General features: G+C 59.7%; 13 protein-coding genes. 6 read left to right on the top strand and 7 right to left on the bottom strand.

Annotated features, from left to right (window positions below; genetic code table 11):
- Positions 1 to 57: 57 nt before the first annotated feature.
- Positions 58 to 522, bottom strand: coding sequence for a DUF3859 domain-containing protein (locus tag HBN63_RS06445; protein WP_167144743.1), 465 nt, complete (start codon positions 520 to 522; stop codon positions 58 to 60).
- Positions 523 to 584: 62 nt separating this feature from the next.
- Positions 585 to 1,613 (bottom strand): amidohydrolase family protein, encoded by a 1,029-nt coding sequence (locus tag HBN63_RS06440; protein ID WP_090253339.1) that lies wholly within the window; start codon positions 1,611 to 1,613, stop codon positions 585 to 587.
- A gap of 226 nt (positions 1,614 to 1,839) precedes the next feature.
- Between HBN63_RS06440 and HBN63_RS06435 the strand changes: the two genes are divergently transcribed.
- The 6 genes from HBN63_RS06435 to HBN63_RS06410 all read left to right on the top strand — a co-directional run bounded on the left by HBN63_RS06435 (position 1,840) and on the right by HBN63_RS06410 (position 6,844).
- A complete protein-coding gene (locus tag HBN63_RS06435; RefSeq protein ID WP_170048816.1) occupies positions 1,840 to 3,234 on the top strand; it encodes a methyl-accepting chemotaxis protein in 1,395 nt (464 codons plus the stop codon).
- Positions 3,235 to 3,290: 56 nt separating this feature from the next.
- Positions 3,291 to 3,692 carry an OsmC family protein gene (locus HBN63_RS06430; RefSeq protein WP_170048815.1) on the top strand — a complete coding sequence of 134 codons (402 nt, stop codon included), beginning with the start codon at positions 3,291 to 3,293 and terminating at the stop codon, positions 3,690 to 3,692.
- The gene (locus HBN63_RS06425; protein ID WP_170048814.1) at positions 3,689 to 4,549 is read left to right on the top strand and encodes a pirin family protein; all 861 of its coding nucleotides are present in this window, start codon (positions 3,689 to 3,691) and stop codon (positions 4,547 to 4,549) included. The genes HBN63_RS06430 and HBN63_RS06425 overlap by 4 nt, the downstream gene beginning before the upstream one ends.
- A 90-nt stretch (positions 4,550 to 4,639) precedes the next feature.
- Positions 4,640 to 5,188 (top strand): sigma-70 family RNA polymerase sigma factor, encoded by a 549-nt coding sequence (locus HBN63_RS06420; protein ID WP_170048813.1) that lies wholly within the window; start codon positions 4,640 to 4,642, stop codon positions 5,186 to 5,188.
- Positions 5,185 to 5,898, top strand: a complete 714-nt coding sequence (locus HBN63_RS06415) for an anti-sigma factor (RefSeq protein ID WP_170048812.1) — start codon at positions 5,185 to 5,187, stop codon at positions 5,896 to 5,898. Before HBN63_RS06420 ends, HBN63_RS06415 begins: the two co-directional genes overlap by 4 nt.
- Before the next feature lie 154 nt (positions 5,899 to 6,052).
- Entirely contained in the window at positions 6,053 to 6,844 is a 792-nt protein-coding gene (locus HBN63_RS06410) for a DUF4394 domain-containing protein (protein ID WP_170048811.1), read from the top strand.
- A 40-nt stretch (positions 6,845 to 6,884) separates the two neighbouring features.
- Here HBN63_RS06410 and HBN63_RS06405 read toward each other — a convergent pair whose 3' ends face one another.
- The 5 genes from HBN63_RS06405 to HBN63_RS06385 all read right to left on the bottom strand — a co-directional run bounded on the left by HBN63_RS06405 (position 6,885) and on the right by HBN63_RS06385 (position 16,139).
- Positions 6,885 to 7,670, bottom strand: coding sequence for a dienelactone hydrolase family protein (locus HBN63_RS06405; protein WP_090253320.1), 786 nt, complete (start codon positions 7,668 to 7,670; stop codon positions 6,885 to 6,887).
- Between the two features lie 113 nt (positions 7,671 to 7,783).
- The gene (locus HBN63_RS06400; protein ID WP_170048810.1) at positions 7,784 to 8,782 is read right to left on the bottom strand and encodes an HD domain-containing phosphohydrolase; all 999 of its coding nucleotides are present in this window, start codon (positions 8,780 to 8,782) and stop codon (positions 7,784 to 7,786) included.
- Complete coding sequence (locus tag HBN63_RS06395; protein ID WP_170048809.1) at positions 8,779 to 12,462, bottom strand: PAS domain S-box protein; 3,684 nt, start codon at positions 12,460 to 12,462, stop codon at positions 8,779 to 8,781. Before HBN63_RS06395 ends, HBN63_RS06400 begins: the two co-directional genes overlap by 4 nt.
- 133 nt (positions 12,463 to 12,595) lie before the next feature.
- Positions 12,596 to 14,500, bottom strand: coding sequence for a molecular chaperone HtpG (gene htpG, locus HBN63_RS06390; protein WP_160087234.1), 1,905 nt, complete (start codon positions 14,498 to 14,500; stop codon positions 12,596 to 12,598).
- 385 nt (positions 14,501 to 14,885) lie between these two features.
- The gene (locus HBN63_RS06385) at positions 14,886 to 16,139 is read right to left on the bottom strand and encodes an MFS transporter (RefSeq protein ID WP_160087236.1); all 1,254 of its coding nucleotides are present in this window, start codon (positions 16,137 to 16,139) and stop codon (positions 14,886 to 14,888) included.

Raw genomic sequence — 16,139 nt, 5'->3', positions numbered from 1 at the left:
TCGCACATAAAAAACCCGAGCCAAGGCTCGGGTTTAGCATTACGACTTCAGCTAACTTCAACGCACGATAAAACGCTGCTCCAGCAATTTTCGGTCATCCTGAAACACCATAAAGTGCCACTCACCTGGCACCACTTCATGCTTTTCAGTGAACTCAAAGGCCATGACATCCTGCGGCGCACCGGGAACCAGCTTTTGCGTGACCACAAATTTGTCGTGGCGCGTGCCTTGCGGAGTAACCACTCCAGGGGTGAGGTAGAGCAAAGTTAGCGGAGCGTCATCCGCCACCTTGCCGACCAAGGTATAGCGCATGCCGAACTTGGTACCGAGCTTGGCGGGGATCACGTCGCCTTGCTCAATCTGCTGGTTACTGCGGGTCAACACCCGCTCACCTTCCTGAAAGTCCTGATAGTCACTGGCGAAAACGCCGTATTCGATCGGACCTTCAACACGCACTTCGGCGTGCGCCAGGCTGCTGATCAACACAAGTGCGGCCAAGCCACTGAAACGGGTGTATTGCATGTCGCGCTCCTTATTTAGATGGCGCGAGCCTATGACACCCGTGTGACAGGGCTATGACAGCTCTACTCAGTCATCTCGGCTTGCACCTTACGTGGCAATACCGCGAGGAAATTGTCGAGCGCCACCTGATGGGCAACCTTCTCCGGTAAAGCATCGAGAAACGGCTTAAAGCCTGTCATGTAGTCCGGCAAACTTGAGAAACGCCCGACCACATCAGAGCCCAGCATAAAGCGTGCGGGATAGCTGCTGACCAACTTTACCCAGGCCGGATCTGGTTGCCCCTCGGCATCAAGCAGGTAGGGGCGAAGCATGGTCCAGGACAGATCGATATAAAGATTGGGGTACTGTTTAAGCATCCGCTCCAGGGTGGGCAGGAGGAACTCCAGCTTTTCCTGATGCCGGTGAATTTCCATGCTGGTACCGGCATGCGCCCAGATAAACCGCACATGTGGATGGTTGCGCAGTGGGTCCTCGATTTCCTGCAGGTACAGCGGATTGCGTTCGCGCTTGGAAGTGATATTGGAATGCAGCATCACTGGCAGGTCGTACTCGGCAGCCAGGTGAAAGACCCGCGCCAGGGCTTCGTTGTTGGCCCGTGGCGCATCACCATGGATCAGCGCGGTGAGGTCGTCATGTCGAGTGAAAACCTCACCAATGCCCTGCCACAGCCCTGGGTCGAGTTCGAGCATGCGGCGGATATGTGCATCGGCATTCTTGTCGTTCGGATTAAAGCCCGAGAGAAACGGGTGCAGGCGTTTGCGCTGTTCAGCGGGCACCTGTTTGTAGGCATGTGCAACCAACACATCGGTGGCGCTGTACCAATAGGCATTGGCATCATCACCCGCGTAATAACGTGGGCGCTTGGGCTCATCCTCATGCCATTTCTTCGCCACCGGAATGCCTGAGAGCATCACATGCTCGATATTGCCGGCCGCCATCTGCTCGAACAACTCAGTCATGCCCGCGCTTTCTTGAAAGAAATCCACGTAATGCAGATGGGCATCGCTGTAGCGATAGTCGCGGGCCTGGGCCATTGCACTCAGCAGGCCGAGCAACAGGGCAACACTCAAACGCGATACAGGCAAGGGCATATCCTCCAGACAGTCAGAGCAGCATAGACCCCAGGCGTCAGACGCAAGTTCAGGCGCAGAGCGGCGAGTAGCGAGCAAACAGCACCACAGAGGCCCAAACCACAACCTGCAGCACCAGAACAGGGCGGCCACAGCGACTGTTTTCCAGCGTCAGCAGCATGACGCGGCATGTCAGTGATGGCACTTGGCTTGCAATACAACCGCCAGACCCTAAAAGGAATTCGCCATGCTTCAGCTATTGCGCTCGACCCCACGCAAGAACACGGACGACATTGCGCTCGATGCGCTGCTCAACCAGCACGACCTCACCGCCCGCCTGAGCGATAACTATCGCTGGATGTCGCGCCTGAATGACTTCAGCGCAGGCCTGCACCAACGCATCCGCACCAGCCTGGGCGCAGCAGTCGGCATTGCTTCGCATGCCCCACAACTGGCACGTATCGCCGCCGCCAACCAGCAGAGTGGGCAAACGTTGGCGCAGTCCTCAGAACTGATCGCCAGCGCCAGTGAACAGGTCACCACCACCCTCGACGCCGAGTTGGTACCCGGCGCCGCCGAAGTCGCGCAGCTGTCCGCTGAAGTCACCGCCACCCTGCATGGTTGCCAACAGAGCGGCCAGGCGGTGCTGCAACAGGTTGAGGTGATCGGCAAGAGCGAACAGCAACTGGAGCTGGTGATTCAACAACTGACTAGCCAGCTCGAAGAGGTCAGCAAAGTGATCGGGGTGATCGCCAGCATTTCCCAGCAGACCAACCTGCTCGCGCTGAATGCGGCCATTGAGGCTGCCCGCGCAGGCGAGCATGGCCGTGGCTTTGCCGTGGTGGCCGAGGAAGTGCGGCGCCTGGCCGGGCATACCACCGACGCCACCACGCAGGTCAGTGACATCATCGAGCGTTTTCGCAGCGGCATGCAGCAACTCACCGAAGCAGGCAGCCACATGCACCAGGCCGTGGCCGATGGCCGCGATGGCATGCTCGCCGTGGGCGGTGGTCTGGACAGCACCCGCCAGGCCATGGATCGCCTGGACAGCCGAGTGGGCCAGATCGCCGCAGGCACCGAGCAGATCGGCCAAGCCGTGCGCTCAATCAACGGTGACGTGCAGAACATCGCCCGAGTCGCCGGCGAATTGCTCGGCAAGGCCAGCCAGGTGCTGCACCACAGCCAGGCGGTGCGCGAGGATGGCGACCGCCTGCTGGCAGGGCTGGGTGATTTTCGCCTGGAGATTCACCACGCCGTGCAGGCCAGTGTCGAGCAGCTGGCTAGCCAACCCGGCATGAGCGCGGATATGGCCACCGCCGAACGCCTGCTCGGTGAAACCCTCAAGCGTGATGCGCGGTTTGAGTTGTTCTACCTGGTCGACAACCGCGGCGTGCAGCTCTCCGAAAACATCTTTGCCGCCGATGTGAACCACAGCGAAAGCAGCAGCTGCATAGGCCGCAATTGGCAGCAACGTCCGTGGTTTCGCGCCGCTGCCGATAGCCTGTGCAGTCATATCACCCAGGTCTATCGCTCATCGGCAACCGACGACTTCTGTTTCACCGTTTCGGTACCGATCCTCGATGCCCGTGGGCAATTGCTGCGCGTACTAGGGGCCGATGTGCGGCTGTCTGCACTGGTCTGAGGCCGACACCATGGGCTAGGCTGATCACTCACTCAGCCCATGGCGTTGGAGTTCACATGATCAGCATCAGTAACGAGAAAGGCCTGTTGCAGCGCATCAGCATCGGCCCGCACACCCTGCACAGCGACGTGTCGGTGGAACTGGGCGGCGAAGGCTCAGCGCCTGAGCCCCATGACCTGTTCGATGCTGCGCTGGGCGCGTGTAAGGCACTGACCCTGGCGCTGTATGCCAAGCAACGTGGGTTACAGCTGGAAGGGCTCGACGTGAAGCTCAACCGTGACGACAGCCAGGAACGCCAAGGCATCTACCACCTGAACGTCGAGCTGACCCTGCATGGTGCTCTGGATGACGCGCAACGCCAGCAGCTGCTGCGCGTCGCCGATAAATGCCCGATTCACAAGCTGATGACCAGCAGCGAGGTTCAGGTCAGCACTCAGCTAAGCGAGGGCATGGAATGAGCGACCTTCTGCTGATCCAGCCGCGCCCGGAAAACCTCGGTGGGCAACCTATCCTGCGCCCCCTGCCCTCAGCCAAGTGCCGCAGCGTCGGGCCGTTCGTGTTCTTCGACCATATTCTGGAAAACACCTACCCGGCTGGCAGCGGTATGAATATCAACCAGCACCCGCATATCGGCCTGTCCACCCTCACCTACCTGTTCAAGGGGCAATTGCAGCACAAGGACAGCCTCGGCTCGAATCAACTGGTCAGCCCCGGCGAGGTCAGCTGGATGACCGCAGGCCGTGCCGTCGCCCATGTCGAGCGCACCCCACAGACGCTGTGGGAAAGCGGCTCGCACATGCATGGCCTGCAGGTCTGGCTGGCCATGCCCGCCGCCGATGAGCAAAGCGAACCCCACTACAGTCATCACCCCGCAGACAGCCTGCCGCGCAGTACCAGCATGGGCGTGGACATCTGCCTGATTGCCGGGGCAGGCTTCTGCCTGCAATCGCCAGTACCGGTGCTGTCGCCCACTATCTATGCCGAGATCAAGCTGGCCGCCGGCAGCGCAGTGCAGATACCCAATGAGCATGCCGAACGCGCGCTGTACCTGATTGAGGGTGAGGCGACACTGGACGACCGACAACTGCCGCTGCGTGGCCTGTTGGTACTGCCTGAGGGCGAGACTTACACCCTCAGCGCCTGCAGCGAGAGCCACCTGGTGCTGATTGGCGGCGAGCCGATTGGCCCCCGCCGGATTAACTGGAACTTCGTTGCCAGCAATCCGGTACTGATCGACCAGGCACGCCAACGCTGGGCAGCGCAGGACTGGCCAACCGTGCCAGGGGAAACCGATCGCATCGAGCTGCCCCGCTGACGGAGAAAATTTGTTGCACTCCCGAGACATCCAAAGCGCAGGTGCTCGGGTATAACCCTTGGCACGCTCACACATTCAGGAACCCTGTGCATGGCGCAGCCGCTGTTTGATTACGAAAGCCATCTGGAAGCCTGTGCTCAGCAGGATAAACGCGCATTCCAGGCGCTCTACCAACAGGAGGCTGCGCAGATGCTCGGGTTGGCCATTACCCTGCTCGGCCGTCGTGATCAGGCTGAAGACTGTGTGCACGATGCCTTTGTGCAAGTCTGGCGCAACGCCCAGCGCTTTCAGCGGGCACTGGGCAGCGGCCGCGCCTGGATCTACAGCATCCTGCGCTACCGCGCGCTGAATCAGCTGCGCAGCCGCGGTCGTACGGTGGAGATGGATGACGACTTTATCGAGCGCGCGGCCGACGACACCCCACAGGCGGCAGAGTTATTAGAGCAGCAAGGTGAACACCAACAACTGCGTCGCTGCCTGCAAGGCATCGAACGCAATCGCCGCCACCCGATCCTGCTGGCCTTTTACCGCGGCCTGACCCATGAACAAATCGCCAACCGCCTGACCACCCCGCTGGGCACCATCAAAGGCCGTATTCGCGCAGGTTTGCGCGCCCTGCAGGAGTGTTTGCAAGCATGATTCCGCAGCAACCTGCCGAACGCCGCGCCTTGATCGGCGAATATGTCCTGGGCTTACTTGATGAGGCCGAAGCCGCTGAAGTGCGCGAGTTGATCGAGCGCGACAGCGAAGCCGCGCAAATGGCTCTGCAGTGGCAACAGCACTTTCTCGAACTGAGCGATCAGCTGCCGCCGCAAACACCGTCTACACAATTGTGGCAACGCCTGCAGGACAGCCTCAGCCTGACCCCAACCGTCAGCCGGGCGAATCTCTGGCTGACGTGGTGGCAGAGCCTGGCCACCTGGCGCCTCACCAGTGCTGCACTGGCGCTTGCCTTGATCGTCGCGCTGATGCCTGACCTGTGGCGCACAGACGTGCCTGGCAACAGCTACACCGTGGTGCTGCAAGCCCCTGGTGAAGCCGCCAAACCCGGCTGGGTAGTACATGTGGACGGCACAGGCGGCCTGCGTTTGCAGCCGTTGCTGAACGATCAGATCCCAGCCGACCGCTCGGTACAGTTCTGGACGTTGATCGACCCAGCGATAGGTCCACGCTCCCTAGGCCTAGTCGAACCGGGTAAGCCGCTGCAACTGTCTGCCGAACAGATTGGCGCAGTGCAACCCGGCCAGCTGTTCGAACTGACCCTGGAACCGGCCGGCGGCTCACCGAAAGATCGGCCAACCGGCAAGGTGCTGTATATCGGTCGCGCGGTGATGGCTTCGATCAACTGAAGCCATCAGCAAAAAAACTGAATTTATTTTCAGGCCGCGACATCCAGATGCGTTCTCGTGGGTATAGCTATCAGGTGTTTCATCGAGGCACCTGCAAGGCAGGCCTAAGCCGGCCTTGCATCGATGCTGGATAACCACAGATGAGAGAACGCATATGAACAGCTTCAATACCCTGCTGACCGCTGCCGTTACCACTGCCACCCTCAGCCTCGCCGCCGGCACTGCCAGCGCAGCGACCCTACTGGCCCTGGGCGCCGACGGTCAGCTGTTCAAGATCGACAGCAACAGCCAGAAAGTCACCGCCACGATGGCAACCAACAGCCCAAGCCCGTTGCGCGGCATTGATGTGCGCCCGGCAAATGGGATGCTCTATGCCTTGAGCAATGACCATCAGCTCCACACCCTTGACCTGGCCACTGGCGCAGCCAGCAAGGTCGCCAGCCTGAACAAGCAACTGCCTGGCAGCGGCCAGGCGGTCATCGACTTCAACCCGGTCGCCGACAAACTGCGCATGCTCGCCGCCGACGGCACCAGCTTTCGCGTCAACGTCGAAACCGGTGAAGTGGTAGTAGACGGTTCGGTGGCTTACGCCGCCGAAGGCCCTTATGCCGGTAAAAGCGCCAAAGTAGTCGCCGGTGCGTATAGCAACGCCTACGCCGGCACTCAGGCCACCGCGCTGTACACCGTGGACCTGGCCAGCAGCAATCTGATGCTGCAAAACCCGCCAAACGATGGCATCCAGCAAGCCGTGGGTAAAATCGTTGATGGCCTGCAGAATGCGGCGCTGGACATCGCCAGCGACGGCAAAGGCGGCAACACCGCATACCTGCTGACAGGCACCACGCTGCACACCCTCGACCTGGCCACGGGCAAGCCGACCACGCTGGGCGACATCGCCGGTCTGCTGGGCAATATCATTGATATCGCTGTACTGCCAGGCATGTAATCCGCATGCGGGAAGGCCACCCGGCCTTCCCGCTCACGCCTTACTCGGCGAAAGTTTCCGCAAAAAGATCATCCATGGCCTTGAACGCTCGCGCGGCCACTACCGGATGGTACTCATTGCGCCCCGGCACATTGGCCACCGGGTTGGTAAAGGAATGTACTGCACCACCGTAGCTGACTAGCTGCCAGTCGGCTTTCGCCGCTTTCATTTCTGCAATAAAGCCATCGACCTGCGCCTGAGGCACTGCCGGGTCATCTGCGCCATGCAGCACCAGGACCGGTGCCTTGATGTTCTGCGCATCACTTGGGTTGGGCGTATCCAGGTTGCCGTGGAACGAGACAAAGCCTTTCAAATCAGCACCGGAACGCGCCAGCTCCAACACCGTACCGCCGCCGAAGCAGAAACCGATCGCCCCCAGTTTGCTGACATCCAGCGCCACCTGAGCGGTTTGTGCCTTGAGCACCTCTACCGCAGCTTGCGCCCGTTTGCGCATCAGTGGTCGGTCGCCGCGTACCCGCGTCGCGGCAGCCTTGGCCTCGTCGGCATTGGTCGGACGCACCGCCTTACCGTACATATCGGCCATAAACACCACGTATTTGTTACTGGCAGCACGCGCGGCCTTCTTCGCCGAGTCATCGGTGACGCCTAACCAGTTTGGTACCATCAGCAGGCCTGGACGCGGCGTGGTGACCGTATCGTCGTAGATCAACAACCCTTCGAAGGCTTCGCCATCGATCTCATAGGGCACGGGCTTGACGACCACTGCAGCTTCAGCAAAACCGATCATGCCGGCGCACAGCAGGGGCAACAGAGACTTGGTGGACATGGCGAGGCTCCTCAGGCGAGTTAAACGCAGCGCTCACCATAGACCGCTGCCACGGGATGACCAAGCACCGGAATCCCCGGGAGCATGCCCAAAGGTTTCAGTCTGTTTCCGCCTCAGCCCTGCTCTGCCCAGCGCTCCTTGATAACCAGAATCGCCGGCAGCTGCTGGATAAACAGCTCGACCAGTTGTGGGTCGAAATGCCGGCCACTCTCTTCATGCAGTAATCCGACCGCGGCCTCAACCGTCCAGGCCGCCTTGTAGGGCCGCACGCTGGTCAAGGCGTCGAACACATCGGCTATCGCCACGATGCGCCCTTCCAGCGGAATCTCCTCGCCGCTGAGGCCATTGGGGTAACCGCTGCCGTCCCATTTTTCGTGGTGGGTCAGGGCAATGCGCTGTGCGGTGCGCAGCAGGCCCGAGGCATGCTCACCAATAATCCGCGCGCCAATTTCGACATGCTGGCGCATCACCGCCCACTCCTGCTCATCGAGCTTGCCGGGTTTGCGCAGCACCGCATCAGGAATGCCGATCTTGCCGATATCGTGCATGGGCGCCGCATTGAGCAGCTCCTCGGCAGCCGCCTCGCTAAAGCCCGCTGCCAAGGCCAGGACCTTAGAGAAATGGCTCATGCGGATGACATGCAGGCCGGTCTCATTGTCTTTGTACTCCGCGGCCATGCCGAGGCGCTGAACAATCTGCAAGCGGGTCTGGCGCAGCTCATCCATACGCACCAGCGACAAATGCGTGCGCACGCGAGCGCGCACGATCGGCGGGCTGACGGGCTTGGTGATGTAGTCCACGGCACCTACAGCAAAACCGCGGGCTTCATCCTCAACATCAGCCAGCGCGGTGACAAATATCACCGGAATGGCCTCCAGCTCAGGTTGTGCTTTGAGTGCCTGGCACACCTCATAGCCCGTCATGCCCGGCATCATCACATCCAACAGGATCAGATTCGGCCGTTCACGCTCAGCCATTTCCAGGGCCTTGGCACCATCTTTGGCAAACAGCAGGCGGTAATCGTCCTGCAGGATGTGCCGCAGCACTTGTAGGTTCGTGGCTTCATCGTCGACCAACAGGAGCAGCGGACGAGCATCGGCTGGCGTGATCATGGTGTCTGGCTGTCCTCATCGTGCAGCTGATGCAGCAGTTCGGTCAGCGATTGCTGCGCCAGCTCAAAGTCAAAATCATCCAGCGCCTGGCGGATATGGTCCAGGGCCTTTTTCTGCTGCACACCTTGCAGCCCTTCAGTTAGGCAGCTCAGCGCCTGATCATCCAGGCCGCCACGACTGACCGCCTGCTGCAAACGCAGCAGTGCATCACGCAATTGCTCACGACCAACCGTCTGGGTCTTTTCAAGCGGCTTCGGCACCTGTGGCAGCGCCTCAGCCGCCGCCGCTAAGGCACGGGATAGCTCCTGCAGCAAGCTGCGCAGATGCAGGCCTTCACGCTGATTGAACGCCTGCTCAACCGCTTGGCCAAGCCCCGCCAGGTGGGTCAGCGCCAGATTGCCGGCTGCCCCTCGGAAACGATGCGCCAGGCTGCGCCCCATATCCCAGTCATTCTTTTCCAGCATGCAGGTGAGGTGTTCAACCAGTGCATCCTGCTCACTGAGGAAACGCTGAATCGCCTGGCTCATTTGTACCGGCCCGCCCCACAGGCTGGCGCCGCGCTGCCAGTCGAACATGCCGCCACTTGCCATAACAGGCTGTTGTGGTTCGCCGCCCTGCTGAGCAGTGCCCAGCAGCCTGGCCATTTCGGCCAACAGGCCGGGCAGGTCGAGTGGTTTGGAGGCAAAACCATTCATCCCGGCATCCAGCGCCGCCTGACGATCCTGATCCAGCACGCTGGCGGTCAAGGCAATGATCGGCAGGGGCACGCGCTGCCCGGCTGCTTCCAGCGCGCGAATACGGCGGGATGCTTCCAGGCCATCGACCAGCGGCATTTGCACATCCATCAGAATCAGGTCAAAGGTGCCGTGGGTAAACGCTTCAACAGCGGCCTGGCCATCCGCCACACAGGTCACCTGATGCCCTAGCCGCTGCAAGTTGAGCTGCAGCAATTCCAGATTTTGCGGCACATCGTCAGCGGCGAGAATGTGCAATGCCGCCAGTTGTGGCAGCGACTGACGCACCTGCGGAGCCAGCCGTTGCCCCGCACGCAGAGGCAACTCGACAATAAAACGACTGCCCTCACCCAGTGTGCTTTCCACCCGCAAACGGCCGCCCATCAGCTCGACCAGCTGGCGCGAGATGGTAGTGCCCAAGCCTGTACCACCGAACCGCCGACTCATCGACGCATCGGCTTGGGCAAACGGCTCGAAAATCTTCTCAAGGCGGTCAGCCGCAATGCCGATGCCGCTGTCTTCGACGATCAAGCGGATCGCGCCGGGTTCACCCTGCACGTGCAGGCACACTCGGCCTTCACTGGTGAACTTCACCGCATTGCCCAGCAGGTTGGTCAGCACCTGCTGCAGGCGTAAGGCATCGCCCCGGTAGAACTCCAGTAACTGCGCCGGGTAATCGAGCTGCAAGGTAAGGCCTTTGTTCTCTGCGCTCAGACGTTGCGTGGCGCACACCTGTTCGCACAGTTCGCGCAAGGAAAAATCCAGGTCTTCCAGTTCAATCGCGCCCCGGTCCAACTTAGCGGTATCAAGGATGTCATTGAGCAAGCTGAGTAACGAGCGCGAAGCCTGCTGCACAGTCTGTAGATGACGGCGTTGATCGTCGGCCAATGGCGTGCCAATCAGCAGCTCAGTGAAGCCAATAATGGCATTCATCGGCGTGCGGATTTCATGGCTCATATTCGCCAGGAAGCTACTGCGCGCCGCAGCCGCGGCTTCAGCACGGTCACGCGCGGCGCGGGTTTCCTGCTCCATGAGCCGGCGCGGCGTCAAATCGGTGGCCAGTTTCACCACTTTGAAGGGTTTGCCATCCGTGTTGAAAATGGGGTTGTACGTGGCCTGAATCCAGACTTCACGCCCGCCGTTACCAATGCGCCGGTACTCCCCGGCAGAGAACAGACCTTTGGCCAGGTCGACCCAGAATTGCCGGTAATCCTCGCTGTCGACATACAAAGGGTCACAGAACAGGCTGTGGTGCTGGCCCAGCACGTCTTCACGCTGGTAGCCAAACAGGTCCAGGGCGTTGTCATTGATCGCCAGCACATGGCCTTGCAGATCAAATTCAATCAGCGCCATGGCTTTGCTGATGGCGTTGACCTTGCCTTCGTACTCGGCGTTACGCAACTTGGTTTCAGTTTGATCAAGCAGTACGCCGTCAATCCAACGCGGGATACCCTGTTCGTCGAACACGGCGCTGCCACTCTCCCAGATCCAGTGCTCTTCACCATTGCGATCAAACAGACGGTACTCAACGGTGTAGTTACGCCGCTCCTCGATTGCGGTCATGACCTCATCGGCCACCGGCTGCAGGTCATCCGGGTGGTACAGGCTAGCGATGGCCTTGCGCTTGCTGATGAAGTCATCTGCGCTCCAGCCCGTAAGAGCTTGCACTGCATCGCTGATGAAAATCATGGTCCAGTCGGCATCGAGCAGGCAACGAAATGACACACCCGGAATGTTGCTGATCAACGAGCGATACTGCTGCTCGCGCTCACGCAACGCCTGCTCCATTTCAATCCGCTCACTGATGTCCGTGACGAACACCACGAACAAGGGATGCTGGCCGGAACGGGTCACCCCGATACTGATGCGCACCGGTTTTTCCTGGCCGCTTCGAATAACGCACAGCAACTGCTGCTCAGCTTTCGGAAGGCTGGCCTGACCGGTTTTCACATACGTGTGTATGTGCTGCTCAAAAATGCGGGCCTCGGCAGGGTTAAGCAGTCTGGCCATCGGCATGCCGACCAGCTCATCCACTGACCAGCCAAACAGACGCGCGGCGGCGCGGTTAACCGAACGGATCGTGCCTGTGTGGTCAATGGTAAGAATGGAGTCCAGCGCGGTATCGAAGATCGACCGCAGGTGATGCTCGTTGGCACGCAGTTGCTGGCTCAGGTAGCGATAGCGCAGCAGTGCATTGGCAGCTACCACGAACACGGTCAGGGCGACCGTGATCAGTGAAATCGCACTGCCCAGGTACAGGCTATCGACCATGGCAAACGGCTGCGCCGACTCTGCCACTCCAACAAAGCGGGCAGCCGCCATACCGGTGTAATGCATGCCGCTGATGGCCAGCCCCATGACCAAGGCACTCAACAAAAGTGCTATGAGCGATGGCAGACGATTCTCCAAACCAAAACGCACCCACAAGGCAAGAATCGCCAGGGCAACCGCCACCAGAATCGACAGGGCAAACATCCAGGGGTCATAACGCAGCAATGGCGCCATCTGCATCGCGGCCATGCCGCTGTAATGCATCGCACCGATGCCCGCCCCGACTAATAACCCGCCCACGCAGAGCTGCAACACGCTCAGATTTCGCCGCGCCAGAACGGTCAGCGCAACCCAGGATGCGCCCAGGCTTGGCAGCATCGACAATAGGGTTACGCCCAGGTCAAAACGTACTTCGGCACACAGCTGGAATGCCAGCATGCCAATAAAATGCATTGCCCAAATACCGGCTCCCAATGCCAGCGAACCGGTGGCGATCGTGACCTGTCGCCACCAGGCTGAATCACTGTCACGGGCTACGCCGGCCAGTTGCAGAGCCATGCCCGACGTGAACACAGCAATGCACAACGACATGAGTACTAAGAGCGGATCATGATTGCTGAGGACCAGGACACTGGGGTCGGCGTTGACGATAAACAACTGATCAAAAAACGACATATCACCCCAGACTGCATTGGATGCGCACACACCACTGGCGCAATGACAGCATCACAAACGAGCCTGCCCGGCCTGTCAATCAAGCACCGACAAAAAAGCCCGCCAATGGCGGGCTTTTTTATATCCGCTTGGATTAGGCGGAGAGTTCAACCAGTAGCTTGTTCAACCGCTGCACATAAGCGGCTGGATCTTTCAGGTTGTCGCCTGCTGCCAATGCCGCTTGGTCGAAGAGGATGTGGCTGAGGTCGGCAAAGCGATCTTCATCGGCCTCACCATCGAGCTTCTCGATCAGCGGGTGGCTTGGGTTGAATTCGAAGATCGGCTTGGAGTCCGGCACCTTCTGCCCACTGGCTTCGAGAATCTGGCGCATCTGCAAGCCCAGGTCCTGCTCGCCAATAGCCAAGATCGCTGGCGAGTCGGTCAGGCGATGCGATACGCGCACCTCGGCAACCTGCTCGCCCAGCGCAGTTTTCAGACGCTCGACCAGGCCTTCTTTGGCCTTGGCAACTTCTTCCTGGGCCTTCTTGTCTTCTTCCGAATCCAGCTTGCCAAGGTCCAGATCACCACGCGCCACGTCAACAAACTGCTTGCCGTCGAACTCGGTCAGGTAGCTCATCAGCCACTCATCGATACGGTCGGTGAGCAGCAGCACTTCGATGCCTTTCTTGCGGAACACTTCCAGGTGCGGACTGTTCTTCACCTGAGCGTAGGATTCGCCAGTCAGGTAGTAGACCTTGTCCTGACCTTCGGCCATGCGCGCGATGTACTCGCCCAGGCCAACGCTCTGCTCGCCATCTTCGGTGCGGGTGGAGGCAAAACGCAGCAGACCGGCGATCTTCTCCTTGTTAGCGAAGTCTTCCGCCGGGCCTTCCTTGAGAACCTGGCCGAAGTTCTTCCAGAAGCTCTTGTAGTGCTCAGGCTCGTTCTTCGCCAGCTTTTCCAGCATGTCCAGCACGCGCTTGGTCAGCGCCGATTTCATCGAGTCGATGATCGGATCTTTCTGCAGGATCTCACGGGAGACATTCAGCGACAGGTCGTTGGAGTCAACCACACCCTTGATAAAGCGCAGGTACAGCGGCAGGAACGACTCGGCCTGGTCCATGACGAATACGCGCTGCACGTAGAGTTTCAGACCACGCGGTGCTTCACGCTGATACAGATCGAATGGTGCACGCGCCGGGGTGTAAAGCAGCGAGGTGTATTCCAGCTTGCCTTCGACCTTGTTGTGGCTCCAGCTCAGCGGGTTCTCGAAATCGTGGCCGATGTGCTTGTAGAACTCCTGGTATTCCTCGTCCTTGATCTCGGTACGTGGACGGGTCCACAGGGCACTGGCGCGGTTGACGGTTTCCCACTCAACTTCGGCAGGCTTGTCCTTCTCTTCGCCGTGGAATTCCTTCGGCAGCTCGATCGGCAAGGCGATATGGTCGGAGTACTTCTTGATGATATTGCGCAGACGCCAGCCATCGGCGAACTCGTCTTCAGCCGCTTTCAGGTGCAGCACGATACGGGTACCGCGCTCGGCTTTCTCAACGGTGGCAACTTCGAACTCGCCCTCGCCTTTGCTCGACCAATGCACACCTTCGCTGGCCGGGCTACCGGCGCGGCGGCTGAACACTTCAACCTTGTCGGCAACGATAAAGGCCGAGTAGAAGCCCACACCGAACTGACCGATCAGGTGCGAGTCCTTCTTCTGGTCGCCGGAGAGGTTCTTCATAAAGTCGGCGGTGCCCGACTTGGCGATGGTACCCAAGTGGGTGATCGCATCTTCACGGCTCATGCCGATGCCATTGTCTTCGAGGGTGACGGTCTTGGCGTCTTTGTCGAAGCTGACGCGAATTTTCAGCTCCGCGCCGCCTTCGAGTAGCTCAGGCTTGGCCAGCGCTTCGAAACGCAGCTTGTCGGTGGCATCCGATGCGTTGGAAATCAGCTCACGAAGGAAGATTTCCTTGTTCGAATACAGCGAATGGATCATCAGGTGAAGCAGTTGCTTCACCTCGGTCTGGAAGCCCAGGGTTTCTTTTTGAGTTTCCACACTCATGCTCTCTTACTCCACGTTGTTGACGAAGCCGCAGTGCGGCGGATGTCATACAGGTGGGGGCATGTTGTGGGATTTCAAGTGTTTGCTGCAGAACCTGTTTAGGATCTAGCGAGCTAGAGACCTGCAAGGCGCTACGTTAGTAACAGCCTCCGGCTGGTCAAAGCGGCAAGAAACGTAGCATAGCGCAGTAACAGCCGTAGGCTGGCCCACAGGGTGAGCGCAGCGAATCAAGCGGACTGGGCTCGCACACGAGTGTACTGATGTACATGAGCATTACTCGCTTCACTCGCCCTTCGGGTCGCGCTAAAGCGCGTTAGCCGCAAGCGGCTTCTGAGGCTGTTTTTAACGCCGCAGGGCCGACGCGCAGCAGATCGTAAATAGGTTCTCAGGGCTCAAGCAACTCGATACGGGTAATCTCTTCCGGCTGCAGGCTGAAACTGACTTCACCCTGCCCGCTCATGCGCTGGCGCAAAGTGATCCGACCGTCCTGATCGATACCCTGAAAGCGACCCTCGGCACTGTTACCGCGCTCAGTGGTGGCTCGCATGCTGAGGTTTTCATAGCGGTTGGGGTTGCGCAGCAAGCCATCAAGACTGAAACGTACACGCCGATCCAGAGGCCGACTGACGCGCTCCGGAACGACTGCCGCCACTGCAACCGGTTTGGCCTCGGTAACCGGCGGTGCATCGGCGCTAGGTAACGGCGGAAAACTATCGGCTGCAACCTGCCAGCCGCGCTTGTCCTGCTTCTGCAGCAGGATCGGCAACTGCTGCAGCTCACCGTTGATCCGCGCCTGGACGTTCAGATCAACCCTCTGCAGTGGAAAGTTCAGGTTACCGATTGGCAGCAATTCCACCCGGCGAGTGGCAAAGCGGCGCTCCAAGTAGTCCTGAATCACATGGCTGACGGTATCCACCGAGTCGAACTGGCGATCGACTTTGTCGCCCTGATAACGCAGGCCATTGCGGAACAGCTCAAGCTTGCCGCTCAGGGTGGTTTTGAACTGCGGCGGTAGTACCAGATGGAAATCACCGGCCAGCTTGTTCGGCGGCACCGGCTGCAAGTCCAGATGCAAGGTGTAGCCTCGGCTCAAACGCCGCGCTTCGGGCAACTCCTGCTCAGGCAATAACCAGCTGATTTCCACTTCCGGCAGTATGCCTTCATCGGCCGGCAACACATCGAACCGCACTGGGCCCGAAGCGACGCTGGGTAGACGAATTACCAGTTCGCTTTGGGCAAAGAAATCCTGCCCCTCACGCAAACTCAACACGCCATCAATCAGCTCAGCCTGTTGCGGCGAAAAGGGGCGGCCATTCAACTGGCCACTTAGCACAATCGCTAATTCGGCGGGTGCTTGCACTTCAGGCTCAAGCCACTTGAGGCTGAAGATGGCTTCAAGACGTTGCGCATCATGGCTGGCCAGCAAGGTCAGGCCGACCACCAGCGGAATAATCCCCAAACTGGCCAAGGCCAGCGCTGGCCGCGCCGAACGCCAATGGCGCAACACATACAGCAAGGTGAACGGCGGTAGGAAACTGGCCCAGCCCCACAGCAGGCCGGTAGCAAAGGCGCGCATCACCAGCCAGACCAACCCGGCGAGTATCAGCAGCAAGCCACCCAGAATCAGCAGCGCATCCAT

The organism is Pseudomonas sp. WS 5011, from assembly GCF_012985775.1.
GTDB lineage: Bacteria > Pseudomonadota > Gammaproteobacteria > Pseudomonadales > Pseudomonadaceae > Aquipseudomonas > Aquipseudomonas peli.
The sequence above is the reverse complement of the archived record's forward strand: the minus strand, read 5'-3'. Positions and strand labels throughout refer to the sequence as shown.

What these genes read in the sequence shown, in the direction of transcription:
- HBN63_RS06445 (WP_167144743.1), bottom strand. Translation starts at nt 522, where the DNA reads ATGCAATACACCCGTTTCAGTGGCTTGGCCGCACTTGTGTTGATCAGC.
- HBN63_RS06440 (WP_090253339.1), bottom strand. Translation starts at nt 1,613, where the DNA reads ATGCCCTTGCCTGTATCGCGTTTGAGTGTTGCCCTGTTGCTCGGCCTG.
- HBN63_RS06435 (WP_170048816.1), top strand. Translation starts at nt 1,840, where the DNA reads ATGCTTCAGCTATTGCGCTCGACCCCACGCAAGAACACGGACGACATT.
- HBN63_RS06430 (WP_170048815.1), top strand. Translation starts at nt 3,291, where the DNA reads ATGATCAGCATCAGTAACGAGAAAGGCCTGTTGCAGCGCATCAGCATC.
- HBN63_RS06425 (WP_170048814.1), top strand. Translation starts at nt 3,689, where the DNA reads ATGAGCGACCTTCTGCTGATCCAGCCGCGCCCGGAAAACCTCGGTGGG.
- HBN63_RS06420 (WP_170048813.1), top strand. Translation starts at nt 4,640, where the DNA reads ATGGCGCAGCCGCTGTTTGATTACGAAAGCCATCTGGAAGCCTGTGCT.
- HBN63_RS06415 (WP_170048812.1), top strand. Translation starts at nt 5,185, where the DNA reads ATGATTCCGCAGCAACCTGCCGAACGCCGCGCCTTGATCGGCGAATAT.
- HBN63_RS06410 (WP_170048811.1), top strand. Translation starts at nt 6,053, where the DNA reads ATGAACAGCTTCAATACCCTGCTGACCGCTGCCGTTACCACTGCCACC.
- HBN63_RS06405 (WP_090253320.1), bottom strand. Translation starts at nt 7,670, where the DNA reads ATGTCCACCAAGTCTCTGTTGCCCCTGCTGTGCGCCGGCATGATCGGT.
- HBN63_RS06400 (WP_170048810.1), bottom strand. Translation starts at nt 8,782, where the DNA reads ATGATCACGCCAGCCGATGCTCGTCCGCTGCTCCTGTTGGTCGACGAT.
- HBN63_RS06395 (WP_170048809.1), bottom strand. Translation starts at nt 12,462, where the DNA reads ATGTCGTTTTTTGATCAGTTGTTTATCGTCAACGCCGACCCCAGTGTC.
- htpG (WP_160087234.1), bottom strand. Translation starts at nt 14,500, where the DNA reads ATGAGTGTGGAAACTCAAAAAGAAACCCTGGGCTTCCAGACCGAGGTG.
- HBN63_RS06385 (WP_160087236.1), bottom strand. Translation starts at nt 16,139, where the DNA reads ATGGATGCGCTGCTGATTCTGGGTGGCTTGCTGCTGATACTCGCCGGG.